Source organism: Brenneria salicis ATCC 15712 = DSM 30166 (assembly GCF_003315515.1).
Classification (GTDB): Bacteria; Pseudomonadota; Gammaproteobacteria; order Enterobacterales; family Enterobacteriaceae; genus Brenneria; species Brenneria salicis.
On record NZ_QNRY01000011.1, the window covers coordinates 17,516 to 42,575 of the forward strand.

General features: G+C 53.8%; 24 protein-coding genes. 8 read left to right on the forward strand and 16 right to left on the reverse strand.

Annotated elements, in window-relative coordinates; genetic code table 11:
* Positions 1–13: 13 nt before the first annotated feature.
* The 6 genes from nrdE to DES54_RS06920 all read right to left on the reverse strand — a co-directional run bounded on the left by nrdE (position 14) and on the right by DES54_RS06920 (position 5,251).
* Entirely contained in the window at positions 14–2,164 is a 2,151-nt protein-coding gene (gene nrdE / locus DES54_RS06895; protein WP_113865857.1) for a class 1b ribonucleoside-diphosphate reductase subunit alpha, read from the reverse strand.
* On the reverse strand, positions 2,143–2,550 hold the full coding sequence (gene nrdI, locus DES54_RS06900) for a class Ib ribonucleoside-diphosphate reductase assembly flavoprotein NrdI (protein WP_113865859.1): 408 nt from the start codon (positions 2,548–2,550) through the stop codon (positions 2,143–2,145). The genes nrdE and nrdI overlap by 22 nt, the downstream gene beginning before the upstream one ends.
* Positions 2,551–2,559: 9 nt before the next feature.
* Positions 2,560–2,799 carry a glutaredoxin-like protein NrdH gene (gene nrdH / locus DES54_RS06905; RefSeq protein WP_113865861.1) on the reverse strand — a complete coding sequence of 80 codons (240 nt, stop codon included), beginning with the start codon at positions 2,797–2,799 and terminating at the stop codon, positions 2,560–2,562.
* A 301-nt stretch (positions 2,800–3,100) separates the two neighbouring features.
* Positions 3,101–3,895, reverse strand: coding sequence for an adenosylmethionine decarboxylase (gene speD, locus DES54_RS06910; protein ID WP_113865863.1), 795 nt, complete (start codon positions 3,893–3,895; stop codon positions 3,101–3,103).
* 40 nt (positions 3,896–3,935) lie between these two features.
* On the reverse strand, positions 3,936–4,796 hold the full coding sequence (gene speE / locus DES54_RS06915; RefSeq protein WP_113865864.1) for a polyamine aminopropyltransferase: 861 nt from the start codon (positions 4,794–4,796) through the stop codon (positions 3,936–3,938).
* Positions 4,797–4,903: 107 nt separating this feature from the next.
* Positions 4,904–5,251 carry a YacC family pilotin-like protein gene (locus DES54_RS06920; protein ID WP_113865866.1) on the reverse strand — a complete coding sequence of 116 codons (348 nt, stop codon included), beginning with the start codon at positions 5,249–5,251 and terminating at the stop codon, positions 4,904–4,906.
* A 282-nt stretch (positions 5,252–5,533) separates the two neighbouring features.
* On the opposite strand from DES54_RS06920, the gene DES54_RS06925 reads away from it, so the two are divergent.
* The 3 genes from DES54_RS06925 to hpt all read left to right on the forward strand — a co-directional run bounded on the left by DES54_RS06925 (position 5,534) and on the right by hpt (position 9,003).
* Positions 5,534–7,186 (forward strand): ABC transporter permease, encoded by a 1,653-nt coding sequence (locus tag DES54_RS06925; protein WP_113865868.1) that lies wholly within the window; start codon positions 5,534–5,536, stop codon positions 7,184–7,186.
* A gap of 4 nt (positions 7,187–7,190) precedes the next feature.
* On the forward strand, positions 7,191–8,249 hold the full coding sequence (locus tag DES54_RS06930) for an ABC transporter ATP-binding protein (protein WP_113865870.1): 1,059 nt from the start codon (positions 7,191–7,193) through the stop codon (positions 8,247–8,249).
* 220 nt (positions 8,250–8,469) lie between these two features.
* Positions 8,470–9,003: a hypoxanthine phosphoribosyltransferase gene (hpt, locus tag DES54_RS06935; RefSeq protein ID WP_113865970.1), complete on the forward strand. Its 534-nt coding sequence runs from the start codon at positions 8,470–8,472 to the stop codon at positions 9,001–9,003.
* A gap of 46 nt (positions 9,004–9,049) precedes the next feature.
* Here hpt and can read toward each other — a convergent pair whose 3' ends face one another.
* Complete coding sequence (gene can, locus DES54_RS06940; protein WP_113865872.1) at positions 9,050–9,691, reverse strand: carbonate dehydratase; 642 nt, start codon at positions 9,689–9,691, stop codon at positions 9,050–9,052.
* A 127-nt stretch (positions 9,692–9,818) separates the two neighbouring features.
* Here can and DES54_RS06945 point away from each other — a divergent pair, with 127 nt between their 5' ends.
* Positions 9,819–10,742: an ABC transporter ATP-binding protein gene (locus tag DES54_RS06945; protein ID WP_113865874.1), complete on the forward strand. Its 924-nt coding sequence runs from the start codon at positions 9,819–9,821 to the stop codon at positions 10,740–10,742.
* Positions 10,739–11,509, forward strand: coding sequence for an ABC transporter permease (locus DES54_RS06950; protein ID WP_113865875.1), 771 nt, complete (start codon positions 10,739–10,741; stop codon positions 11,507–11,509). The genes DES54_RS06945 and DES54_RS06950 overlap by 4 nt, the downstream gene beginning before the upstream one ends.
* 44 nt (positions 11,510–11,553) lie before the next feature.
* Here DES54_RS06950 and panD read toward each other — a convergent pair whose 3' ends face one another.
* The 9 genes from panD to thpR form a co-directional block, all read right to left on the reverse strand.
* The gene (panD, locus tag DES54_RS06955) at positions 11,554–11,934 is read right to left on the reverse strand and encodes an aspartate 1-decarboxylase (RefSeq protein ID WP_113865877.1); all 381 of its coding nucleotides are present in this window, start codon (positions 11,932–11,934) and stop codon (positions 11,554–11,556) included.
* Positions 11,935–11,951: 17 nt separating this feature from the next.
* Complete coding sequence (panC, locus tag DES54_RS06960; RefSeq protein WP_113865879.1) at positions 11,952–12,806, reverse strand: pantoate--beta-alanine ligase; 855 nt, start codon at positions 12,804–12,806, stop codon at positions 11,952–11,954.
* Positions 12,807–12,836: 30 nt separating this feature from the next.
* Positions 12,837–13,631 carry a 3-methyl-2-oxobutanoate hydroxymethyltransferase gene (gene panB, locus DES54_RS06965; RefSeq protein WP_113865881.1) on the reverse strand — a complete coding sequence of 265 codons (795 nt, stop codon included), beginning with the start codon at positions 13,629–13,631 and terminating at the stop codon, positions 12,837–12,839.
* 134 nt (positions 13,632–13,765) lie between these two features.
* A complete protein-coding gene (gene folK, locus DES54_RS06970; RefSeq protein ID WP_113865883.1) occupies positions 13,766–14,263 on the reverse strand; it encodes a 2-amino-4-hydroxy-6-hydroxymethyldihydropteridine diphosphokinase in 498 nt (165 codons plus the stop codon).
* On the reverse strand, positions 14,260–15,675 hold the full coding sequence (pcnB, locus tag DES54_RS06975; protein ID WP_147247271.1) for a polynucleotide adenylyltransferase PcnB: 1,416 nt from the start codon (positions 15,673–15,675) through the stop codon (positions 14,260–14,262). Before pcnB ends, folK begins: the two co-directional genes overlap by 4 nt.
* A gap of 86 nt (positions 15,676–15,761) precedes the next feature.
* Positions 15,762–16,652: a tRNA glutamyl-Q(34) synthetase GluQRS gene (gene gluQRS / locus DES54_RS06980; protein ID WP_113865887.1), complete on the reverse strand. Its 891-nt coding sequence runs from the start codon at positions 16,650–16,652 to the stop codon at positions 15,762–15,764.
* A 71-nt stretch (positions 16,653–16,723) separates the two neighbouring features.
* Entirely contained in the window at positions 16,724–17,179 is a 456-nt protein-coding gene (gene dksA, locus DES54_RS06985) for an RNA polymerase-binding protein DksA (RefSeq protein WP_113865888.1), read from the reverse strand.
* Between the two features lie 339 nt (positions 17,180–17,518).
* A complete protein-coding gene (sfsA, locus tag DES54_RS06990) occupies positions 17,519–18,220 on the reverse strand; it encodes a DNA/RNA nuclease SfsA (RefSeq protein WP_113865890.1) in 702 nt (233 codons plus the stop codon).
* 7 nt (positions 18,221–18,227) lie between these two features.
* Positions 18,228–18,770, reverse strand: coding sequence for an RNA 2',3'-cyclic phosphodiesterase (gene thpR, locus DES54_RS06995; protein ID WP_113865892.1), 543 nt, complete (start codon positions 18,768–18,770; stop codon positions 18,228–18,230).
* Positions 18,771–18,853: 83 nt separating this feature from the next.
* Between thpR and hrpB the strand changes: the two genes are divergently transcribed.
* The 3 genes from hrpB to fhuC all read left to right on the forward strand — a co-directional run bounded on the left by hrpB (position 18,854) and on the right by fhuC (position 25,058).
* Positions 18,854–21,313: an ATP-dependent helicase HrpB gene (gene hrpB, locus DES54_RS07000; protein WP_113865894.1), complete on the forward strand. Its 2,460-nt coding sequence runs from the start codon at positions 18,854–18,856 to the stop codon at positions 21,311–21,313.
* Between the two features lie 102 nt (positions 21,314–21,415).
* On the forward strand, positions 21,416–23,890 hold the full coding sequence (gene mrcB / locus DES54_RS07005) for a bifunctional glycosyl transferase/transpeptidase (protein WP_113865896.1): 2,475 nt from the start codon (positions 21,416–21,418) through the stop codon (positions 23,888–23,890).
* A gap of 370 nt (positions 23,891–24,260) precedes the next feature.
* Positions 24,261–25,058 carry a Fe3+-hydroxamate ABC transporter ATP-binding protein FhuC gene (gene fhuC / locus DES54_RS07010; protein WP_113865972.1) on the forward strand — a complete coding sequence of 266 codons (798 nt, stop codon included), beginning with the start codon at positions 24,261–24,263 and terminating at the stop codon, positions 25,056–25,058.
* Positions 25,059–25,060 lie beyond the last annotated feature (2 nt).

The window sequence follows — 25,060 nt, forward strand, 5'->3', positions numbered from 1 at the left end:
CTTCAGCGATGGCTTATAGCGCGCAGGACACACAGCCCTGAACCTCTGTACCTTCCAACGCCATCTGTCGTATACGAATGTAATAGATGGTTTTGATCCCCTTGGTCCAGGCATAGATTTGCGCTTTATTGATATCCCGCGTGGTGGCCGTATCACGGAAGAACAAGGTCAGCGACAATCCCTGATCGACGTGCTGAGTCGCGGCGGCATAGGTATCAATAATCTTCTGCGGACCAATTTCGTAGGCATCCTGGTAATACTCCAGGTTGTCATTGGTCATATAAGGGGCAGGGTAGTAAACCCGTCCGATTTTGCCTTCTTTGCGAATCTCAATACGCGACACAATCGGGTGAATGCTGGATGTGGAATGATTGATGTAAGAGATCGAGCCTGTCGGCGGCACGGCCTGTAAATTTTGGTTATAAATACCATAGGTCATGACCGATTCGCGCAAGTCCGCCCAATCCTGCTGATTGGGAAGCGTGATCCCGGCCTGAGAAAACAGCGCCTGTACCCGTTCTGTGGCGGGCAGCCAGCTTTGCTCAATGTATTTGTTAAAATATTCGCCGCAAGCATACTTCGAGTTTTCAAAGCCTTTGAAGCGCTGGCCGCGCTCTATCGCCAACTGATTCGATGCCCGCAGCGCGTGGTAGGCCACGGTATAAAAATAGATATTGGTGAAATCAATGCCTTCCTCAGAACCGTAAAAAATACGTTCCTTGGCCAGATAGCCGTGCAGGTTCATCTGGCCGAGGCCAATGGCATGAGATTCGTCATTGCCTTTTTCGATTGAAGGTACGCAGCGGATGTGACTCATATCGGAAACGGCGGTCAGCGCGCGAATAGCCATTTCCACCGTTAACCCGAAGTCAGGCGATGACATTGCTTTGGCGATATTCAGCGAGCCGAGATTGCAGGAGATATCCTTGCCGACATAATGATAGCCAAGATCCTCGTCGTACACGCTGGCGTCATTCACCTGCAAAATTTCAGAACACAGGTTGCTCATATTGATGCGCCCCTCAATCGGGTTCGCCCGGTTTACCGTATCCTCAAACATCATGTAGGGATAGCCGGATTCAAACTGGATCTCGGCAAGGATCTGAAAGAATTCTCTCGCTTTGATATGTGACTTGCGGATGCGCTTGTCATTCACCATCTCATGATACTTTTCACTGATGCTGATTTCCGACAGTGGAACGCCATACACCTGTTCGACATCGTAGGGTGAAAACAGGTACATCACCTGATTCTCTTTCGCCAGTTGGAAGGTGATATCGGGTATGACCACGCCCAGAGACAGCGTTTTAATACGGATTTTTTCATCGGCATTTTCGCGTTTGGTATCCAGAAAACGCAGAATATCGGGATGATGCGCGTTGAGATATACCGCGCCGGCGCCCTGACGCGCGCCCAACTGGTTAGCATAGGAGAAGGCGTCTTCCAGCATTTTCATCACCGGAATAATGCCGGACGACTGATTTTCGATGCGTTTGATCGGCGCGCCGGTTTCACGGATGTTGGTGAGCATGAAAGCGACGCCGCCTCCACGTTTGGAAAGCTGAAGCGCTGAGTTAACCGCGCGACCGATGGATTCCATATTGTCTTCAATGCGCAGCAGAAAACAGGAAACCAGTTCGCCACGTTGCTTTTTTCCGCAATTCAGAAACGTAGGCGTGGCGGGCTGGAACCGACCGCTGATGATTTCGTCCACCAGTGCGCTGGCAAGTGTGGCGTCACCCGCGGCAAGGGTCAGCGCGACCATGCAGACGCGATCTTCATAGCGTTCTAGATAACGTTTGCCGTCAAAGGTTTTAAGGGTGTAGCCAGTGTAATATTTAAAAGCGCCCAGGAACGTTTGAAAGCGAAACTTATGACGGTATGCTTGCTGGAAAAGACTTTTAATAAAACTGAAGGCGTATTGATCCAGAACCTGCGCTTCGTAATAGCCTTCCTCAACCAGATAGCGCAGTTTTTCCTCCAGATTATGGAAGAACACCGTGTTTTGATTCACATGTTGCAGGAAATAGCGCCGTGCGGCCAGTTTGTCCTGTTCGAACTGGATGTGTCCCTCTGCGTCGTAGAGGTTCAGCATGGCGTTGAGAGAATGGTAGTCCAGCTCCGTGTTGGCTGGTTTCGTGATCACGGATTCTGTTGTTGCCAAAATTCAGTTACTCCCTTACGCACATTTGCAACGTCTTCCGCGGTGCCAAGTAGCTCGAAGCGATACAGGTAAGGCACCTGACACTTCTGCGCGATAATGTCACCCGAGAGGCAGTACGCTGCGCCGAAGTTCATATTGCCTGCGGCAATGACGCCTCGCAGGTAATCACGATTTTGTCGTTCGTTCAGAAAATGGATCACCTGACGGGGTACGGCGCCTTTGCTGCTGCCGCCGCCATAGCTGGGCACCACCAGAATATAAGGCTGCTCCACTTTCAGGGTGGGAAGCCCGGTCGCGATGGGGATTCGCAGGGCGGGTAACCCAACCCTGCTAATGAAGCGATGGGTGTTTTCCGACTGGCTGGAAAAATAGACCAGTGGGTTCATCGCGCCCCCTTATTGCAACCGCTGCGAGGCGTGAAGCGTACTGATTTTGTCCGGGCGGAAGCCGCTCCAGTGATCGTCAGCCGTCATGACAACCGGTATTTGCTGATAACCTAATGCTCTAACCTGCTGTAACGCCTGCGCATCTTCCGTTAAGTCCACCAGTTGATAGTCAATTCCCTGTTTATCCAGCGCACGGCATGTCGCATTGCATTGAACACAATCTGGTTTGGTGAAAATAGTAATACGCATGATTCTTATTTACCCTTTGGCGTGAAAGAAGTTTATCGGAGCGGCTGGCCTGGCGGGTAGTGTTCCCGGACCGATCCACGAAGCAACCATCATTAGTGATGAGGCTACGCTTTGAATACTAGATGTAGTTGTTTTGAATTTCAACCATACAATATATAGGATTTATGTGTGAGCTAATACAACAGGTCGCCAACCCGGATGGCGCAAGGCGAAAAGGGAAAAACCGTCATTTTCAAGAAAGCGTGGCGAGGGTAATGTCTTGAGGATAAAAAAGGGAGCATCGGCTCCCTTCAACATGACATCACAATTTCGGCAGGTTCCTGCCGTAATAGATCTCCTGCATCTCATGATACAGCAGGTCAGTAATTCTCTTGCGTTCCGCATTGCTCAACGCGTCGGGACGGACATTGAACAGGTAATGTTGCAGATCGAAATCTTTCAGTAACATCTTGGTATGAAAAATATTTTCCTGATAAACATTAACGTCCATCAACTGATACAGCGATTTCATGTCTTCTGACATGAAGTTCTGAATCGAATTGATCTGGTGGTCGATGAAATGTTTCACGCCATTGATATCACGGGTAAAGCCTCGCACACGATAGTCAATGGTCACAATATCGGATTCTAGCTGGTGAATCAGATAGTTAAGTGCTTTTAAAGGGGAGATGACGCCACAGGTTGACACTTCAATGTCGGCGCGAAAAGTACATAATCCGCCTTCGGGGTGGCTTTCCGGGTAGGTATGCACGCAAATATGGCTTTTGTCCAGATGCGCGACCACGGCGTTCGGCAAAGGCCCCGGATGTTCGGAATTATCGACATCCCGTGGATCCATCGGCTCTTCGCTGACCAGAATGGTTACGCTGGCGCCTTGTGGTTCATAGTCCTGACGGGCGATGTTAAGAATATTGGCCCCGATGATCGAGCAGGTTTCACTCAGGATTTCGGTTAAGCGATTAGCGTTATACTGTTCATCAATGTAGGCGATATAACCCGCGCGGTCATCGGCTGTTTTGGCGTAACAGATATCGTAGATACAAAAACTCAGGCTTTTGGTCAGATTGTTAAAGCCGTGTAGTTTCAGCTTGTGCAATTTAAGTCACCCCCTTGTTGATTGGTTGCTGTGAGAATTGTTATGAACCGGATAATGCATTTAATAAATATTGCGGCAGCGCGAAGCTTCCCACATGCACCTCTGGATTGTAATAGCGACAGTCAATGCCGGAAGCCGCGAAGCGTTGACGCAACGTTTCCGCGTTAAGCAGGCGCAACGCCGCATGATTACTAGCCCAGGCAAAAGTCATGATGCCGCCATAGTAGGTCGGTATCGCTGCCTGATAAAAACTGACGTCACTGAAATAATGGCTCAGTTTTCGGTGGCTGTTGACGGCTTCATCCTGTTGTAGGAAACAGACGCCGTTCTGGGCGACAAAAATCCCGCCGTCATTCAGGCAACGCGCGCATCCCTGATAAAAATCCGAGGTAAACAGGCTTTCACCCGGCCCGATGGGATCGGTGCAGTCGGAAATGATGACGTCAAATTTCTCGGCGCATTGATTAACGAAGTTCACGCCATCATCAATGACCAGATGGAAACGGGGATCGTCATAAGCGCTGGCATGATGATTGGGCAAATATTGCCGACAGAAGGCGACTACGCCGGCGTCGATTTCCACCATGGTGATATGTTCGACGCCGCGGTGCCGACTAACTTCACGCAGCATCCCGCCGTCGCCGCCGCCGATGATCAGCACTCGTTTGGCGTTGCCATGAGCCAGCAACGGAACATGAGTCAGCATTTCGTGGTAGATGAATTCATCACGCTCGGTGGTCTGCACCACGCCATCAAGCGCCATGACGCGGCCCAATGCTGCATTTTCAAAAATAATCAGATCCTGATGATCGGTTTTTTGGTGATACAGCACCCGGTCGATGGAAAAATACTGACCAAAGTTGGCATGTAAGGTTTCATACCAAGTTTCTTTCTGGGACATGTTAGGGCTTCCTCCGCGATAACAGCCATGAAAATTGGCGCGCCATCATAGCTAACTCTTGCGCCGCTTGCACGGTCAAATTTCAGTCAGCACGGAGGATGGGGGAATTATTGCGCGTAGGCAAGCAATCCGAGTGAATTACGCGCCAGCGATTGGCATTTTTTAGGTGTCGCGATCGCAATATTACTCAGGTCACGGTAGCTGTCTTCACCCAAGGCGGTCATGTTGTAGGTATTGTAATTGCTGAGATCCCAGCGATTTTGCTGCGCGAATGCCACCAGCGTCCGACGAATCTGCTCATTGGGCAGATCCTGATAGCCGCAATTGTTCTTCAGATAAACGAAAATCGCGGTCAGATCCGCAAGATCTTCCGCTTCAAATTCGTTTAGTGCTTTGCTGGCGGAGGAGAAGCTCATCAGACTTAGCAAGAGCATCGCCAGCGCAGAGTTTTTCATGGTTGAACCTGTTTCATATATCGTCAGATGACGTTATCACAGATATTGCCTCTGGTTCCAAGCTTTCTTGTCGCGGGCGCACGGCGGCACGGGTAATAAAACCGGACAATATCAGGCGAGAAGCGGGCTGAAAAGCGAACGATAACGGCGTTGGGGTTCAGGCAAGCGCTTTTTTCAGGTTAATTGTGCGATTACAGGCTATTTATCGTTGATTGACGCCATGACGTCGGCGTCAGGCTCTGTTATTAATAATAATGGTCTAACTAATATAGTTTGTACTTTATGATCTCCGGTTTCTGGCGCGTCAGTAGTTGGTTGTTGGCGGGACTGTTGCTGCTTCCTTTAGCAACGGTTTTCGTTCAGGCTTTTTTTATGACGGGCATCCTGTCCGACCCTCAGTGGGCCGTCGCCAGCGACGTTGAAAATTTCTCACGGAAATTGCTTGCCGAAGGTCGCGCATTCACCCAGCTATGGCGGAGCGGACTGCCGGTATATCTGCTCAATTCGGCGGTGCTGGTGACGGGCACGGTGCTGCTCAGTTTGCTGATTGGTTTGCCAGCGGCCTGGTTGATGGCGATGTACCGTTTTCCCGGCCAGCGTATTTTGGGTTGGGCGCTTTGTTTGCCCTTGGCGATGCCCGCTTTCCTGCTTGCCTACCTTTATGCCGATATCGCCGCGCCTTTGCAGACCCTGATTGGACTGTCCGGTTCTGTGGCCGTGCCGTGCGGCGCATGCGTTGTCCTGGCGCTGGCGCTGTACCCTTATATTTATCTGTTGGTGCGCCACGCATTGGCAAAACAACCGGCCAGCCTGATTCATTCGGCCCGCATGCTTAAGCTTTCCCATGCGCAAGTAATAAAGCGGGTTTGTCTGCCCATCGCCCGACCAGCGATGGTGACGGGGGCGATACTGGTGGCGGTAGAGGCCTTCGGCGACTACGGCGCGGCATCTTATCTGGCGCTCCCTACACTGACGACCGCTGTGCTGGATATCTGGCAGCAGCAGGGCGATCTGGGCGCGGCGGCGCGTATTGCGGTAATCATCCTGCCTTTTATTTTCTTATTGATGTATCTGGCGCATGTCTGGCGGCGGAAAAACCAGATCTACCAGGCGCGTTTGCAGGCGGAACCGCTTGTCCCGCCCAGATTGCGCGGCTGGCGCAGCGGATTGGCGCAGTTCTACTGTTGGAGCCTTGTCTGTCTGGCATTCATTTTTCCACTCTTGCGGCTGGCGTGGGGGGCGATGGGGCAGGTTATGCCGGGTTGGGATCAGGTATTTCTGCTTGCTATCGGCAACAGCGTACTGATTTCTACCGTGGCCACTGCGTTGATTACGCTTATGGCGATATCATTTGTGTTTTATACCCGCACTGTGGGCCCATCGGCGAATCAACTTCCTATGCGGCTGATAGGCCTGAGCCTTGCGATCCCCGGCGCAGTGTTGGCGGTGGGATGGTTTATCCCTCTGGTTTGGATTGGTCATGGTCTTGGACAACTGGCGCAGCGTATGACGTTATCCGGGCCGGAAATGTGGGTATCAGGATCGTTATTTATCCTGATGCTGGTATACAGCGCCAAATTTGCCCGCCTGATGCTGGATGGTCTGGAATACCGGATGGCGACGATCCCGCTATCGCTGGATCGCGCCTGTCTGGTGCTTAAATGCTCTGCCCGCGAGCGCTGGTCGCGGGTGCATCTTCCTTTACTGAGGCGCGCTCTGCTGGTTGGCGCGCTGCTGGTTTTCACCGAAAGTATGAAAGAACTGAATGTTTCTTTGCTGTTGCGTCCATTGCATCTTGAAATGCTGGCAACCTATGTTTTCCGGTTGACGTCAGGGGAGCCGGCGACATCGCTGGCTTTGCCTGCATTGGTCCTGGTGCTGGTGGGAATGGTTCCTGTGGTTGGCTTGATCCGGGTTTTAAATATCAAAGGGTAATAACATGGTAACGTCGGTGGATATGCTCAGTGTGAAGTCATTACGCTGTGGCCTGAGTCTGGAAAACGTGACGTTTGCTGTCCGGGCTGATGAAACCATCTGCTTGCTGGGCAGAAATGACAGCGGTAAAACGACGCTGCTCCACGCTATCGCCGGCTTGTTGCCGATCGAACAGGGCGAGATTCTCTTTGACGGACAACCCATCAGTACCCCTCAGCAGATGTTGCCGCCGGAGCAACGTCAGATTGGCATGCTTTTTCAGGATTATGCCTTGTTTCCTCATTTGACTGTCGAAGGCAATGTGGCGTTTGGTTTATATGGTCAGGCGGCCAGCGACGTAGCGCGTATCGGCGGGGAGATGCTGACGCTGTTGAAGCTTGATGAGGTGGCGTCCCGCTATCCGCATGAATTGTCAAACGAACAGCAGCAGCGTTTGTCTCTGGCGCGGGCGCTGGCTTGCGACCCCAAATTACTGTTGCTGGACGAACCTTTCGCCGGACTGGATAGCCAGTGCCGTTATCAGCTGATAACCGAATTGCGGCAGATATTGAAACAGCGGCATATCGCGGCTATTTTTGCGACGCATAGCCGGGAAGAGGCGTTTGCCTGCGCCGATCATCTCATCTTGCTGGAGGCGGGTAAAATTGTTCAGCAAGGTTATCCGTATGAACTTTATCACCGCCCCGTCAGTCGGTTTGTAGCGGATTTTCTGGGTAATACGAATTATCTGCCTGTGAAGATCCAAAGCGATCATCAATGGCAGAGTGTGTTAGGCGATCACCATGCCAATCATCGGCTGAATCAACCGATTGATTCGCAATGCGACTGGATGGTGCGTCCTCTGGACGTCGCGCTGGCGCTGGACCCGGACGGCAGCGCGCAAATTGAGGATCGGCTTTTTACCGGCACATCCAATCTCTATAAGGTGAGCCTGGGCGAACTGATCATTCTGGTGCAGACCAGCAACTGGTTTGAGCCGGGGCAGAATGTGCGTCTGAGCATTAAGACCGAGCAGCCGGTGCTCTTTCCGGCGCTTACGACGCCTTCGCCGGCAGATCAATAAATGGCTGACCGGGCAGCGGTGCAGTCACCCGATAACTGATTTTGTAATCAGGCATGTTCATCAACGCGCCTTAACCGGAAGGATGGGGCTGGCCGGTGGTTTCTGGTATACTTCGCGCCCTTGGGCGCAATTTGCCTGCGCTGGCGACCGTTCAGCATAAGGGGCATCATCGTCTTTGCCGATGATACTGCATTCTTTTATTCAAAGAGTTATGAGTATGATGAAACATACCGTAGAAGTCATGATTCCTGAACAGGAAGTGATGGATCGCGTTAACGAGTTAGGCCGACAAATCAGCGATCACTATCGTGGCAGCGGCAGTGATATGGTGTTGGTCGGCTTGCTGCGTGGTTCATTTATCTTTATGGCGGATCTATGCCGGGCTATTGATGTTGCGCACGAAGTCGATTTCATGACGGCATCCAGCTATGGCAGCGGTATGAATACCACTCGCGATGTGAAAATCCTCAAGGATCTGGACGAAGATATTCGCGGTAAGGACGTGTTGATCGTCGAAGATATTATCGATTCCGGCAATACCTTGAGCAGAGTGCGTGAAATTCTGCAATTGCGTGAACCTAAATCGCTGGCGATATGTACCCTGCTGAATAAACCGGAACGTCGGGAAGTGGAGGTGAACGTCGAATGGGTCGGGTTCGCTATTCCTGACGAGTTCGTGGTGGGATATGGCATCGACTATGCTCAGCACTATCGCCATTTACCCTATATCGGAAAAGTGGTTCCTCAAGCATAAGCGAGGCGGTGAATTGACGCCCGTTGCAGGCGTCAATTGGCATCAATCAGGGCAGGGAAGAAATGGCGCGACGGTAGCGTTGTTCCAGCGTCTCCCTGTTGGTGGCGGTAACCTCCAGATCGCGCAATCGGCCATCCTGAATACCGTAAACCCAGCCGTGGATCATGATTTTTTGTCCGCGTTTCCAGGCTGACTGCATCACGGTGGAGTGACCGAGGTTATAAACCTGCTCAACGACATTGATCTCGCACAGCGTATTCAACCGCTGTTCGGGAGGCAGTTCTCCCAGCAGCGAACTATGCTTGTACCACAGATCGCGGATATGCAGCAGCCAGTTGTTGATTAAGCCCAGTTCCGGGTTTTCAACTGCCGCCTGCACGCCGCCACAACCGTAATGACCGCAAATAATGATGTGTTCGACTTCCAGCACTTCGACCGCGTATTGCACGACAGACAGGCAGTTGAGGTCTGTGTGAATAACCAGGTTGGCGACGTTACGGTGAACAAACAGTTCTCCTGGCGCGAGGCTGGTCAGGCTTTCCGCAGGTACGCGACTATCCGAGCATCCAATCCACAAGAAACGAGGTCGTTGCGCCTGCGCCAGCCGTTCAAAATAACCAGGATCTTCTTCCACCATCGTTTTTGACCAGCGTTGGTTATTCGCGATGAGTGCTTCAATTTCTTTCATGAAAGTAAATGACCTGTGACAGACAAGAAACAGTAGAGGTAATATAAGGCAACATTCGTCGTTTGAAAAACGATAGTTTTAAAATTGAAACTGTAGAACTCACTGATAATAAGGCAATCCATTTCTTATGATATATGCACTGGAACTGGCGCAATTAACCAAAACCTACTCAGGGGGCGTCAACGCATTGCGCGGCATCGACCTACAGGTTGAAGCAGGCGATTTTTATGCTCTGCTGGGGCCGAATGGCGCAGGCAAATCCACCACTATCGGGATTATTAGCTCATTAGTGAATAAAACCGCCGGCAAGGTACGGGTGTTTGGTTATGATCTGGATCGGGACGTGGTTAACGCCAAGCGTCAACTGGGGTTAGTGCCGCAGGAATTCAACTTCAACCAGTTTGAAACCGTATTGCAGATAGTGGTGAGTCAGGCGGGCTATTACGGCGTAAAACGCGGTGAAGCGATGCTGAGGGCGGAGAAATACCTCAGGCAATTGGATTTGTGGGACAAGCGTAATGAAAAATCCCGCATGCTCTCCGGCGGGATGAAACGCCGTCTGATGATCGCCCGCGCATTGATGCATGAACCTAAGCTGTTGATTCTGGATGAACCCACCGCTGGTGTGGATATTGAACTGCGCCGTTCCATGTGGGGCTTTCTCAAAGAGCTCAATGCGCAGGGCACCACGATCATTCTGACCACCCATTATCTGGAAGAAGCCGAAATGTTGTGCCGCAACATCGGCATTATCCAGCATGGCGAACTGGTGGAAAACACCTCGATGCGTCATCTGCTCTCCAAACTGAAATCTGAAACATTTATTTTTGATCTGGCCGCCAAAAGCCCGTTACCTCAGCTTGAAGGCTATCCGTTCCGGTTGGTGGATACTTCGACGCTTGAGGTGGAAGTGATGCGGGAACAGGGCATGAATGGGCTGTTCAGCCAGTTGAGCGCGCAGGGGATACAGGTACTGAGTATGCGTAACAAAGCAAACCGGCTGGAGGAGTTGTTTGTCTCGCTGGTTAACGGTAATGGAGAAAAAGCATGATGCAGTTGTATTGGGTGGCGTTACAGAGTATCTGGGTGAAAGAAGTCCACCGTTTTAGCCGTATCTGGATACAGACGCTGGTGCCGCCGGTTATCACCATGACGCTGTATTTTATTATTTTCGGCAATCTGATTGGTTCGCGTATTGGTGAGATGCATGGTTTTGATTATATGCAGTTCATCGTACCCGGCTTGATCATGATGTCGGTGATCACCAATTCTTACGCCAATGTCGCTTCTTCATTTTTTAGTGCGAAATTTCAACGCAATATCGAGGAACTGCTGGTCGCGCCGGTGCCGACCCATGTGGTCATCGCCGGCTATGTCGGCGGCGGCGTGGCGCGCGGCGTATGTGTCGGTATGTTGGTGACCGTGGTATCGCTGTTTTTTGTTCCACTTCAGGTTCATGCCTGGTGGATCATTGTGCTGACGCTATTACTGACGGCGGTGCTGTTCTCGCTGGCCGGACTGCTGAATGCGGTATTCGCCACCACCTTTGATGATATCAGCCTGATCCCGACCTTCGTGCTGACGCCGCTCACCTATCTTGGCGGGGTATTTTATTCACTGACGCTGTTGCCACCCTTCTGGCAGGCGGTGTCGAAGCTTAATCCGTTAGTGTATATGATAAGCGGGTTCCGCTATGGCTTCCTGGGGATTCATGATGTCCCGCTGGTTTTTACCATGACGGTGCTGCTCGGCTTTATCCTGGCGTTTTATCTGCTGGCGTGGTGGTTGATCGAGCGTGGGCGCGGGCTACGTACCTGATACATGATAGTGGGAAGGCGGTGATAGCACCGCCTTTTTCACCCTCAGGCAACCTGAACCGGAATGGCTTTGGCCTGACGTTGCAGTTCATTATCGCCAGTGAAATAGGCGACGTTGGGACGATGCTCTCGTGCTTGCTCATCGGACATCTGCACATAAGAACAGATGATCAGTTTGTCGCCCACGCAGGCGCAGCGTGCCGCCGCGCCATTGACGGAAATAATTCGCGAACCTCTCTCGCCCGCGATGGCGTAGGTCGAAAAACGCTGACCATTGTCCACGTTATAGATATCAATCGCTTCATATTCCAGAATGCCCGCGGCATCCATAAAATCCTGATCGATGGCGCAAGAGCCTTCATAGTGCAAATCTGCCTGGGTGACTTTCACCCGGTGCAATTTGCCTTGCAGCATGGTACGTATCATCGCTTTGTTACCTCGGTTCACACAGTCAAATCAACTTGCTGGTTATCAATCAATCGCGCTTTGCCTAACCAGGCGGCCATCAGAACAACCGCGCGAGCGCTGGCCGCGGTCAGCGGCTGTAATGTATCGGCATCACGAATAAACAGTTCATCCGGGGTAAAACCGGCCTGTCGAAGTTGTTCTTCGGCCTGACCCAGCAGCGCATCAATCTGCCGCTCGCCCTGCGACAACTGTTCAACCACGCCAGCCATCACCTTATGCAAGCGCGGGGCGATTTTGCGTTCTTCCGGGCTGAGATAGCCGTTACGCGAACTCAGCGCCAATCCGTCTTTCGCCCGCACAATCGGTACGCCGACAATGGCGATGTCATAGCCCATATCGCGGACTAACTGACGGATCAGCAACAACTGCTGATAATCTTTTTCGCCGAAGCAGGCTACATCCGGTTGCGCCATATTGAACAGTTTGCTGACGATGGTGGCGACGCCGCGAAAATGACCGGGACGACTGGCGCCTTCCAACATAGCGGACAGTCCCGGCACGTCGACGAAGGTTTGCGCTTCCAACCCATTCGGATATATCACGTCCGGGCTGGGGGCGAAAACCAAATCGACGCTTTTACGATTCAGTTTCTCGCAATCCTCCTGCAATGTGCGGGGATAATGCGCCAGATCATCCTGTCGTTCAAACTGCATGGGATTGACGAAAATACTGACGATCACGATATCGGCCCGCGCTCTGGCTTCATCCACCAATGTCAGATGCCCGTCGTGCAAATTCCCCATCGTGGGCACCAGCGCAATACGTTTCCCCTCTTGACGCCAGCGACGAATTTCGCGGCGCAGCAGCAGAGGGGTTTCAATAATCAACACACCCACACTCCTTAATGAGAACAGCCGGTGTTAATGGAAAGAATGTTCTTCAGCCGGATAACTCCCTTGTTCCACCTCTTGCACATAGAGGCGTGCGGCAGCGCGAATATCGCCGCTTTGCGCCAGAAAGTCTTTGGCGAATTTAGGGGTTTTCTCACCGGTAATGCCCAGGGCGTCATGCATGACCAGAACCTGTCCATCGGTGACATTGCCGGCGCCGATGCCGATGACCGGAATCGCAAGGGCTTCGGTGACGCGTTGCGCCAGCGCGACCGGCACACACTCCAGCACCAGTAGCTGGGCGCCGGCCTGCTCCAGCGCGAGTGCATCCTCCAGGAGTTGATTGGCCGTCGCTTCGTCGCGCCCCTGAATTTTGTAACCGCCGAAAATATTAATCGACTGCGGCGTCAGACCAAGGTGTCCGCATACGGGAACAGCGCGTTCGGTCAGCATTTTCACGGTCGGCGCCAGCCAGCTTCCGCCTTCCAGTTTGACCATATTGGCGCCGGCGCGCATCAATTCTGCGGCCTGGCTAAAGGCTTGTTCCGGCGTGGCGTAACTCATGAACGGCAGATCTGCGAGCACCAGCGCCAAAGGCGCGCCGCGGCGAACGCAATGCGTGTGATAGACAATATCGCTAACGGTAACGGGCAGCGTGGAATCGTGTCCCTGTAATGCCATGCCCAGAGAATCGCCAATCAGCATCACCTTGATCCCCTGTTCAAAGAACAGGCGAGAGAAGCTGGCGTCGTAAGCGGTGATCGAAGCGAATTTCCGCTTTTCTTGTTTCCATTGGTGCAAATGGGAGATGGTCGTCGGTTTCATGACAGCCTTCCTAAGTCAATAGGGCGAAGAATGAAAGGCGATCATTCTAATGGAAGCGGACGTGCAGGGATATACCCTTATCCTGCAAGTTTCTGTTGTCAATCGAAAACAACCGCTCATGGGGGCGGCGCGAGTTATGGGTGGTTATCGTCATCCCAGTACGTCAGGCCGTTGCGATCGACGCGGGCCAGGCGATGAGCAAGTGATTCACCATCCGGGAACACCAGATCAGGCGCGATCTCGGCCAGCGGATACAGCATGAACTCGCGATTTTTCATATCGTAATGAGGAACCGTCAGACGGGCCGTATCAATCACTACGTCGCCAAACAGCAGAATATCCAGATCCAGCGTGCGTGGCCCCCAACGGTGCGCCTTGCGCTCACGCCCCTGCTCAAGCTCAATCGCCTGCGTATGGTCGAGCAACTGTACGGCGCTCAGATCGGTTTCCAGCGCCACGACCGCATTAAGATAATCCGGCTGATCCTGCGGACCAAGCGGGCGACTGCGGTAAAATGAGGAACATATGCTCACGCGGGTGAGCGGCACAGTATCCAGCGCGGTCAACGCGGCGCGCACTTGTTGTAACGGCTGGGCCAGATTGCTGCCCAGCGCCACAAAAACGCGCGTCATCCGGCGTTTTCCCTGCGTATTGCCGCTGGCTTGCGTGGTCGGCGGGGGCGAGAGCGACGGTGCGGCATCGGGCCGTCATCCAATGATTTCAGCATATTTTGCTGTAGCGGCGGCGCGGCAACCTGAAACTCCCCCCACCATGCGGCCAGACGCAGCAATTCCTGATGGTTTTCTATTTCAGCGCGCAAGCAAAGCAGATCATAAGCCGCATGGAATTTCGGATGTTCCATCAGCTTATACGCCCGTTTCCCCTGACGGCGCGACAGGCGCAACTGCAATTGCCAGATATCGCGCACTAAAGAGGTAATACGTTTAGGAATAGCCAGTGAACGGCACTGTTCATCCAGCACATCGTTCATTGCCAGCGAGAAGGCATCGAAATACGCCAGTCCGCTTTCCTGCGCCAGCTTTTGCACATGTTCGATCAGCGGATACCACAACATGGCGGCGAACAGAAACGCCGGGTTAACACGCATATTGTTTTGCAGACGCTGGTCGGTATTTTTAAGAACCTGCTCCACCATCCGCTCCAGCGTGGTATCGCCCGCTTCGGTAAAGTGGCGGCTAATCAACGGGAATAGCGGCTGGAATAACTGATATTCGCACAGCATTTTGTAGGTTGGGTAGCCGTAACCGGTTTGCAGCAGCTTCAGCGACTCTTCGAACATCCGGGCGGCGGGAATATCATGCAACAAGGCCGCCAGACGCGGGATCGGTTGGGCGGTTTCCGGGCTAATGGTCATACCCAGTTTGGCGGCAAAACGCACGGCGCGCAGCATGCGCACCGGATCTTCACGGTAGCGGGTTTCAGGGTCGCCAATCATGCGAATGATCCCCTGACGCAGGTCATTCAACCCATTGGTGTAGTCACGAACAGTGAAGTCGGAAATCGTGTAATACAGGCTGTTGATGGAAAAATCACGACGCTGGGCATCTTCCTCAATCGAGCCAAAAATATTATCGCGTAACAGCATGCCGCTCTGCGCTTGCTGGGCGGAATTCTTGACTTCCTGCTGCTCCTGATGCTGGTCGTGATGACCGCGGAACGTCGCGACCTCAATCACTTCAGGCCCGAACATCACGTGAGCCAGACGGAAACGGCGACCGACCAAACGGCAGTTGCGAAATAGCTTACGCACCTGTTCGGGGGTCGCATTGGTGGTGATATCAAAATCTTTCGGCTTTTTGCCCAGCAGCAGGTCGCGAACGCCGCCGCCGACCAGATAAGCCTCGTAGCCCGCTTTGTTCAGACGATAAAGTACTTTCAGCGCATTATCGCTGATATCACTGCGTGAAATATTATGCTGGTCACGCGGGATTACCGTCAGATGCTGACGCGGTTCCTGGTGCTCGACCGTTTCGTTCTCACGATTCAGTACTTTACGGCAAAAATTAGCGACTCGGGTAAAGATAATACACCTCGATAGTGATGGATAAATAAAGGCACAACCGAAAAATAGCGGCTAATCATAGCTCACCAAACCCTCTTTGAGAATAATCATGTGACTGTCGAGCGGTTTATTGCCGCCTCGGTCGGGATTTTATCCAGCGACCAGTGCGCGATCGACCACTCAAGCAGCGCCGCAAGTGTTAAGTCCTGCCAGCTTTCCGGCAATGGCTGGTGCAGAAATTGCAACGCGGCGACAATAATCGGCCTGGGGTCGCTTGCCGGCAACGTGGGGGCATGGTTTTGTTTGGAGAGCTTTTGTCCTGCGTGATTCAGCACCAGCGGCAAGTGAATGTAATTGGGCGACTGATAAGCCAAATAATGGTAGAGCGAAATTTGTCGTACCGTCGGTTCAATCAGATCGGCGCCGCGCACGATTTCCGTGATCCCTTGCTGATGATCATCAACGACTACCGCCAGATTATAGGCAAACAGCCCGTCCCGGCGGTGGATAATAAAATCTTCTTCCGCCAGGGCGCGATCAGCATGAATCTCACCGCGCAGGCGGTCATGAAAATGGAGAACCGGGGTGGTTTGCCGTAAGCGCAGCGCGGCCTGCTGCGCCGGGCGGTCAAGATCACGGCAATGGCCGTCATAGCGCCCGCCCAGTTGCTGAATGCGGCGGCGGGGACAGGTGCAATAGTAGCTCAATCCGGCTTGGTGAAGTCGATGAAGCGCGTCAAGGTAGAGCGTATGGCGTTGTGATTGATAGACAACGTCGCCGTCCCAATACAGGCCGTAATGTTCGAGTTGGGAGAGAATACGGGATGACGCGCCGGGAACTTCACGGGGAGGGTCGATATCTTCAATACGCACCAGCCAGCGTCCGCGTTGAGCGCGAGCCTGAAGATAACTGCCTAGCGCGGCAATCAGCGAACCAAAATGCAGGTCGCCGGAAGGCGAGGGGGCAAAGCGCCCAACGTAATCTGTTGTTCCAGGCATAAGGACATAAATGATAAAGCCTACCCTGCGCGGATTTATATCGCAGGGCAGGCATTTTGCATGGCGGATGGTTATCCGGCCATTTGCTTTTCGCGTATTTCCGCCAGTGTTTTGCAGTCAATACACAGATCAGCGGTGGGACGCGCTTCCAGACGGCGGATACCGATTTCCACGCCACAGGAATCACAGAAACCAAAGTCTTCATCTTCGATTTTTTGCAATGTTTTGGCGATCTTCTTGATGAGCTTACGCTCACGGTCGCGATTGCGCAGTTCGAGGCTGAATTCTTCTTCTTGTGCCGCACGGTCAACGGGATCAGGGAAATTCGCGGCTTCATCACGCATATGCGATACAGTACGATCCACTTCATCCCTGAGTTGGTTGCGCCATGCTTCAAGAATACACTTGAAATGAGCGAGTTGAACAACGTTCATATACTCTTCGCCCGGCTTCTCCTGATACGGCTCTACTCCGGCAATTGCGAGAATGCTCAGAGAAGATGTCTTACGGTTTTGCCCTTCTTGCATGTTGCTTCTCCTACATAACACGACACGCACCATACCCTGCTTAGTTGAAGTTAATGCGTTGCCGGTCACCATAAAGGGTTGGCTTCTTTAACTTACCTGAATTACTTATTTTGATAAGTTATTCAGAATGCCTTTATTTGTTGCCAGGCCGTCACTTCAATCACTCTGGGTATATCGATCCCCTAAGGGGAAAAAACAGGCCGCTATAAATAGCAGATGGAGATTAGGTTGGCAATGATTCCTGACACCGGCCTGATAAAGTGTTAGGAACAACCAATTATCATCAGATGATAAACAACGTGTTAGCGTGTTATCGCCATGTTCACTTTATTTATCTACTTATAATAACGGCAACTTGTGCGTAATCCTGATGCCATCAGGAGATAACGTGGAGGCATAACATAGAATTTCAACCCCTTGCTGTTGTGCTGCCATTAATAATTCCGCATAACGCGGGTCAATATGCCGTGCGGGAGAAACCTGCGCGATCCCGGAGTGCAGCACGGCAAAAAACAGAACGGCGCGTTCACCGTGGGTCACGATCTGTTGCAGTTCACGCAGATGCTTCTGCCCCCGCAGGGTGACCGCATCAGGAAAGTAACCCCGTCCATGTTGCAATAATGTAACGGACTTAACCTCAATATAGCAGTTAATCTTGTCTTCCGCCTGTAACAGCAGATCAATACGGCTATTTTCCGCACCATATTTCACTTCGTTCTTTACGGTGGTGTAGCCCGTCAGTTCGGCGATCCGATTTTCCGCCAGGGCTTCATGCAATAATGTGTTGGCGCGCACTGTATTGACACAAATCCAGTCGTTATGTTGCGTTTGCGTTAGTTCCCAACTGTGCGGATATTTGCGTTTCGGATTCGCGGATGTCGAATACCAGACGGTGTCGCCCGGCGTCGCACACCCCGTCATCGCCCCGGTGTTGGCGCAGTGCAGTGTGAATGTTTCGCCCTGCGGCGTGACCACATCGGCGAGAAAGCGTTTGTAGCGTTTAATCAGTCTGGCTGGTTGCAAGCGTGGCGTGAATTGCATGGGTATCCTATTGTAAGCGTGGTTTGGTCAGCGGCCAGCTAGCCACTGTCTGATAGCGAGTTCTGCCGCTCTCAAACAGCGATTGATAAAGCGAGAAATGATCCATCGTTACCGACCAACTGAAATCGGCAAGCGGTAAGGTCACCGGTCTGGTCGCGCCGCGCAGCAGGATAATATGAGGATGGAAGGGCTGGGACGTTTGATGGCAGCCATTGCGGGCCGCCTGCGAGCGTAGCAATCCGGCCAGTTGCAGCAGGCCGTGCGATGCCTGTCGGCATCCGATCCAGACCACGCCGGGGCGCGGCCATTGTCCGGCGTCATTCAGGTTGACGGCAAATTCAGGCTGACTGATGCGTCCCGCCAGCGTGCGCAGCGCCTGTTCTTTCTGTTCGCTCACCTCGCCCAGAAAAGCCAACGTCAGGTGAAGGTTGGCGGCGGCCACCGGACGACCGGTTTCAGGCGGGAAATGTTCAGCGCGCCAGCGAATAATATCCTGCCGGATTTCTTCGGGTAGCGTTAAGGCAAAAAACAACCGGCGGGCGACAGGCATCTCTATCTCTCTTCTCATCCGATGCGACTTTCATTCGATGCTACAATGCCAGCCGCTGAAAGTTAACCTTTACGGAGAGTTCTGTGATTTTACCGCCCGTCAGCGCCGTATTAAATGATGTCGTCTCGGCGCTGCATACTTCGCCTCAGGTGTTGCTTAATGCGCCTACCGGCGCCGGGAAATCCACCTGGCTGCCGCTGCAACTGCTGCAACAGGGTAATCTGCACGGACGGATTATCATGCTCGAACCCCGCCGATTGGCGGCGAAAAGCGTGGCCTGGCGGCTGGCTCAGCAATTGGGCGAAGAGCCGGGGCGGACGGTGGGTTACCGGATGCGGGCGGAAAGTCGGGTTAGCGCCGCGACGCGTCTGGAAGTGGTCACCGAAGGGATATTGACGCGTCTATTGCAGCAGGATGCCGAGTTGCAGGGCGTCGCGCTGGTGATCCTGGATGAGTTTCACGAGCGTAGTTTGCAAGCTGATCTGGCGCTGGCGTTATTGTTGGATGTGCAGCAAGGACTGCGTGAGGATCTGAAACTGCTGATCATGTCCGCCACGCTGGATAATACGCGGCTTTCCGCGCTATTGCCGTCATCGGCGTGCATTGTATCCGCGGGGCGCAGTTATCCGGTCGAGCGTCATTATATGCCGCTGAACAGTCAGGAGCGGCTGGAGGAGGGCGTCGCCCGTCAGGTCAGGCGTCTTATGGCGGAGCAGGCCGGTTCGCTGCTGCTATTTTTACCCGGCGTGGCCGAAATTAAACGCGTGCAGGCGCTGTTGGAAAACAGCATAACGGATGAGGTGGATTTGTGTCCGTTGTACGGCGCGCTGACGTTGGCGGAACAGCAAAAAGCGATCCTGCCGTCGGCGACGGGGCGCCGTAAAGTGGTGCTGGCGACCAATATTGCGGAAACCAGCCTGACCATCGAAGGCATTTGTCTGGTTATTGATTGCGGTCTGGAGCGGGTGGCGCGTTTCGACGTGAAAAGCGGCTTAACCCGATTGGTCACGCAGCGCATCAGCCAGGCATCCATGACGCAGCGCGCCGGACGCGCCGGGCGTCTGAGTCCGGGGATTTGCTGGCATCTCTGTTCGCGTGAGCAGGCTGAGCGCGCGGCGGCGCAAAGCGATGCCGAAATACTTAATAGCGATCTGAGCAGTTTCTGGCTGGATTTATTGCAGTGGGGTTGTACGGATACGGCGCAGCTTACGTGGCTGGATACGCCGCCGCCTGCCACCTTGCAATCAGCCCGGGATTTGCTGAGCCGGTTGAAAATTACCGATCAGCAGGATCGGCTGACTGCCGCAGGACGCAAGATCGCCGCGCTGGGTTGCGATGTCAGGCTGGCAACCATGCTCTTCGCCGCCGCCGGACATCGCATTGATGTACAAAGCGACGATGTGCTGACGACCGCGGGGTGTCTGGCGGCGATCCTTGAGGAGCCGCCGCGCGGCGGATCGATTAATCTGCTGGACTGGCTGCATCGGCCATTGCCGCACTGGATACGGCGCGGACAGCAACTAACGCGCCGTCTGGCGCCGGTATCCAGTCGTATCGATAGCGCGTGGGCCGCCTGGTTGCTGGCACAGACTTTTGCCGATCGCATTGCCCGGCGGCGCGGTCAGGATGGCCGCTATCAACTGGCTGGCGGCATCGGGGCGATGATGGCGGACGATGATGCGCTGTCTGGCGCGGATTGGCTGTTGGCGCCCGCGCTATTGCATAACAGTCACTCAGCGGATGCGCACATCCTGCTGGCGTTGCCCCTGGAGATCGACCAACTGGCGCGGCAGTTGCCGATGTTGGTCAGCGAGCATAATGTCGTGCAGTGGGACGAGGAAAAAGGCACGTTGCGCGCCAGCAAACGCAGTCAGATTGGTCACCTGATATTACAGACGCGTCCATTGACGAAACCGTCTGATGAAGAGCTACACCTGGCGATGTTGGGCTGGTTGCGGGAACACGGGTTGGCGGCGTTAAACTGGCAACCGGCGGCGGCGCAGTTGCGCGCCCGCTTGCAATGCGCCCGGCAATGGTTGCCGGAAGTTGACTGGCCGCGGGTGGATGAGGAAACATTGCTGGCCACGCTGGAATCCTGGTTGCTGCCATCTTTAGCCGGTGTGCGTGATTTGCGCGGCTTACGGCAGGTGGATCTGAGCGACGCGTTGCTGCGGTTGCTGGACTGGCCTTTGCGTCAGCGGCTGGATAGTGCGCTGCCGAGCCATTACACTGTGCCCGGCGGCAGCCGTTTGCCCATCGCCTATGATGAAGATAAACCGCCGGTGCTGTCGGTACGGCTACAGGAAATGTTTGGCGAACGGCAAAGCCCGCGGCTGGCGGAAGGACGGGTGGCGCTGGTGTTGGCGCTCTTATCGCCGGCCCAACGTCCATTGCAGATTACGCGTGATTTGGCGGCCTTCTGGCAAGGCGCTTACCGTGAAGTGCAAAAAGAGATGAAAGGGCGTTATCCGAAACATGTGTGGCCCGACGACCCGGCAAATACAGCGCCGACCAGACGCACCAGGAAATATCAGAATCAATAATTTCAGACGTTTCCGCTTCCTTGATATGTACGGCGGAAACAGAGTAGACGGCTTGAGCGCAGCGCAGGTGGCCGTTAACAACCTGATGGAGAAGCAACAGTAATGTCTCGGGATGATCGCGAACCTATCGGGCGCAAAGGAAGGGCGTCAGGACGAAAACCTACACGCAGGCAGGCGATACGGCGTCACAGGGACGATGACTATGATGATGATTATGAAGATGATCAGGATGATTTTAACGACGATGACCGCTATGACGATGAGGATTCGATGACGCAGAAACCGCGTAAGAAACGGCGCTGGCTGGGACTGTTTATCAAACTGTCTCTGGTCTTTGCGGTCGTGTTGGCGATTTATGGCGTGTACCTCGACAGTCAGATCCATAGCCGTATCGAAGGCAAGGTATGGCAACTGCCGGCGGCGGTATATGGCCGGATGGTTAACCTTGAACCGGGCATGTCTTACAACCAGAAAGAGATGATTAGTCTGCTGGAAGGCATGCAGTATCGTCAGGTCAGCCGCATCACCAGACCGGGAGAGTTTAGCGTTCGCGGCAACAGCATTGAAATGCTGCGGCGTCCGTTTGATTTCCCGGACAGTAAAGAAGGGCAGATCCGCGCACGTCTGACGTTTAACAATGATCGTCTGGCGCAGATCCAGAATCTGGATAACCAGCGTAATTTCGGTTTCTTCCGCCTCGATCCGAAGCTGATCACCATGATGCAGTCGCCGAATGGCGAGCAACGTCTGTTTGTGCCGCGTTCTGGTTTCCCCGATCTGCTGGTCGATACGCTTATCGCGACCGAAGACCGCCACTTCTACGAACATGATGGGATCAGTTTGTATTCGATCGGGCGGGCGTTTCTGGCGAATATTACCGCCGGACGCGCGGTACAGGGGGGAAGCACCCTGACGCAGCAGTTGGTGAAAAACCTGTTCCTGACCAATGAGCGTTCTTTGTGGCGTAAAGCCAACGAAGCGTATATGGCGTTGATCATGGATTATCGCTACAGCAAAGATCGCATTCTGGAACTGTATCTGAACGAAGTGTATCTCGGTCAGAGCGGCAGCGACCAGATCCGCGGTTTCCCATTGGCTAGCCTGTATTACTTTGGTCGTCCGGTTAATGAACTGAGTCTGGATCAACAGGCGTTGCTGGTGGGCATGGTAAAAGGCGCGTCGCTGTATAATCCGTGGCGTAATCCCAGGATCACGCTGGAACGACGTAATCTGGTATTGCGTTTATTGCAAAATCAACAGGTTATCGACGCCGATCTCTACAATATGTTGAGCGCTCGCCCGCTGGGTGTGCAACCCAAAGGGGGCGTTATCAGTCCGCAGCCTGCTTTTATGCAAGTCGTGCGGCAGGAGTTGCAGCAACGGCTGGGCGATAAGGTTAACGATCTGTCGGGCGTAAAAATCTTTACCACGCTTGATCCCGTCTCACAGGATGCGGCGGAAAAAGCAGTGGAAGAGGGGATCCCCGCGTTGCGGGCCGCGAGGGGAGTGAACGATCTGGAATCGGCTATGGTGATTGTCGACCGCTTCAGTGGTGAGATCCGCGCCATGGTCGGCGGTTCGCAGACGCAATATGCCGGATTCAACCGTGCATTGCAGGCGCGCCGACCCGTCGGTTCTCTGGCGAAGCCGCCAACCTACCTCACGGCGTTAAGCCAGCCCGATGTTTATCGTCTGAACACCTGGCTGGCGGATGAACCGCTCTCGCTCAGGCAACCCAACGGGCAATTGTGGCAGCCGAAAAACTATGATCGTGAATTCAGGGGCCGCGTGATGCTGGTTGATGCGCTGGCAAACTCCCTGAATGTGCCGACGGTGAATCTGGGCATGGCCGTTGGTCTGGATCAGGTTACCGCAACGCTGAAACGGTTGGGTATCCCTGATAACGTCATTCAGCCTGTACCGGCAATGTTGCTGGGAGCCATCAGTCTGACGCCAATGGAAGTGGCACAGGAATATCAGACGATTGCCAGCGGCGGCAATCGTGCGCCGTTGTCGGCGTTGCGCTCGGTGATTGCGGAAGATGGCGCGGTGTTGTATCAGAGCTTCCCGCAGGCGGAACGCGCGGTTCCGGCGCAAGCGGCTTATCTGACGCTATACGGTATGCAGCAGGTGGTGGCGCGCGGGACATCCCGTTCGCTGGCGGTGAAATTCCCCAATTATCATCTGGCGGCGAAAACCGGTACGACCAACGATCTGCGTGATAGCTGGTTTGCCGGGGTGGACGGCAAAGAAGTGGCGATCAGTTGGGTGGGGCGCGATAACAACGGCCCGGCAAAACTGACGGGCGCCAACGGCGCGCTGACCATTTATCGCCGCTATCTGGAAAATCAAACGCCGTTGCCGCTGATGCTGACGCCGCCGGAAGGGATCGCGACCATGACGATTGATGCCAGCGGCAATTTTGTCTGCAATGGCAGCAGCGCCGGACGAACGCTGCCGGTCTGGACGGATAATCCGCAATCGCTGTGTCAGGTCGCTCAGCAACAGGCCCCGCAGCAAGAGCAGCAGAGCGGCGAGGGCGTGGCCGACTGGATCCGGGAAATGTTTGGTCAGTAATACGTTATTTCCCCCGATATTCCTGTTTTTGCCACAACCGAGGGAGAGGGATGAGGCAACAGCTTATCTCCCTGCGGCAAAGGAACCACGCGGCGCCGCCTTTGCCAGAGGCCCACGGATGGGCTATGTGGCGGGTGCGGCCAACGCGCCTGCAATGGGAAGTATGACGGGGATATACCGTTATCAGTAAAAATTGTGGCTAAGAGACAGGGAATTTTCTTACGCACGCTTAAATCCTCGTGCGGTAAATATCTTGCGGAGACAATCCCGTTAAGCCTATTATGCAACCTTTATATTAATCATTATCGTTTCTCTTTGGCCTGATGCCGGTTAATCATTCCCCTTGATTTTCATTGAACACCAAAACGTTATGCAAAATCGTAATAGATTGCCAGATGCCACATTCACACTGGATGCGGTAAGTTTTTCCATCACCGGTCGTACATTACTGCATCCGTTGTCGCTGACATTTCCGGTCGGTAAAGTCTGTGGTTTGATTGGACACAATGGCTCAGGGAAATCCACGCTGTTGAAAATTCTTGGTCGCCACCAGTCCGCCAGCGGCGGCAACGTGCTGCTGGGTGAGCAATCCGCGGCAAACTGGGACAGCAAATCCTTTGCCCGACAGGTTGCCTATCTGCCCCAGCAGTTGCCGGCGGCGGATGGCATGACGGTGCGTGAACTGGTCGCGATAGGGCGTTATCCCTGGCATGGCGCGCTGGGGCGTTTCGGGCGTGCCGATCGGGAAAAAGTGGACGAAGCGATCATGCTGGTGGGGCTGAGCGCGTTCGCCCATCGGCTGGTGGACAGCTTATCCGGCGGCGAGCGACAACGCGCTTGGCTGGCGATGACGGTGGCGCAGGATAGCCGCTGCCTGTTGTTGGATGAACCCACTTCGGCGCTGGATATCGCCCACCAGGTCGAGGTGCTGGCGCTCATTCAACGTATGAGCCGGGAACGGGGGCTGACGGTGATTGCCGTTTTGCATGACATCAATATGGCGGCCCGTTACTGTGATTATCTGGTGGCGTTGCGCCGTGGGGAAATGATTGCGCAAGGTGAACCGGCTGCGTTGATGCAAAGCGACGTGCTGGAGAGTATCTACGGCATCCCGATGGGAATATTGCCTCATCCCGGCGGCGGCGCGCCGGTAAGTTATGTTTGCTGACC

Excerpts from the sequence above, each read along its gene's own strand:
- nrdI (WP_113865859.1), bottom strand. The coding sequence starts at position 2,550 with ATGAACCCACTGGTCTATTTTTCCAGCCAGTCGGAAAACACCCATCGC.
- nrdH (WP_113865861.1), bottom strand. The coding sequence starts at position 2,799 with ATGCGTATTACTATTTTCACCAAACCAGATTGTGTTCAATGCAATGCG.
- speE (WP_113865864.1), bottom strand. The coding sequence starts at position 4,796 with ATGTCCCAGAAAGAAACTTGGTATGAAACCTTACATGCCAACTTTGGT.
- DES54_RS06920 (WP_113865866.1), bottom strand. The coding sequence starts at position 5,251 with ATGAAAAACTCTGCGCTGGCGATGCTCTTGCTAAGTCTGATGAGCTTC.
- DES54_RS06925 (WP_113865868.1), top strand. The coding sequence starts at position 5,534 with ATGATCTCCGGTTTCTGGCGCGTCAGTAGTTGGTTGTTGGCGGGACTG.
- DES54_RS06930 (WP_113865870.1), top strand. The coding sequence starts at position 7,191 with ATGGTAACGTCGGTGGATATGCTCAGTGTGAAGTCATTACGCTGTGGC.
- hpt (WP_113865970.1), top strand. The coding sequence starts at position 8,470 with ATGAAACATACCGTAGAAGTCATGATTCCTGAACAGGAAGTGATGGAT.
- can (WP_113865872.1), bottom strand. The coding sequence starts at position 9,691 with ATGAAAGAAATTGAAGCACTCATCGCGAATAACCAACGCTGGTCAAAA.
- DES54_RS06945 (WP_113865874.1), top strand. The coding sequence starts at position 9,819 with ATGATATATGCACTGGAACTGGCGCAATTAACCAAAACCTACTCAGGG.
- DES54_RS06950 (WP_113865875.1), top strand. The coding sequence starts at position 10,739 with ATGATGCAGTTGTATTGGGTGGCGTTACAGAGTATCTGGGTGAAAGAA.
- panD (WP_113865877.1), bottom strand. The coding sequence starts at position 11,934 with ATGATACGTACCATGCTGCAAGGCAAATTGCACCGGGTGAAAGTCACC.
- panB (WP_113865881.1), bottom strand. The coding sequence starts at position 13,631 with ATGAAACCGACGACCATCTCCCATTTGCACCAATGGAAACAAGAAAAG.
- folK (WP_113865883.1), bottom strand. The coding sequence starts at position 14,263 with ATGACGCGCGTTTTTGTGGCGCTGGGCAGCAATCTGGCCCAGCCGTTA.
- gluQRS (WP_113865887.1), bottom strand. The coding sequence starts at position 16,652 with ATGCCTGGAACAACAGATTACGTTGGGCGCTTTGCCCCCTCGCCTTCC.
- dksA (WP_113865888.1), bottom strand. The coding sequence starts at position 17,179 with ATGCAAGAAGGGCAAAACCGTAAGACATCTTCTCTGAGCATTCTCGCA.
- sfsA (WP_113865890.1), bottom strand. The coding sequence starts at position 18,220 with ATGCAATTCACGCCACGCTTGCAACCAGCCAGACTGATTAAACGCTAC.
- thpR (WP_113865892.1), bottom strand. The coding sequence starts at position 18,770 with ATGCCTGTCGCCCGCCGGTTGTTTTTTGCCTTAACGCTACCCGAAGAA.
- mrcB (WP_113865896.1), top strand. The coding sequence starts at position 21,416 with ATGTCTCGGGATGATCGCGAACCTATCGGGCGCAAAGGAAGGGCGTCA.
- fhuC (WP_113865972.1), top strand. The coding sequence starts at position 24,261 with ATGCAAAATCGTAATAGATTGCCAGATGCCACATTCACACTGGATGCG.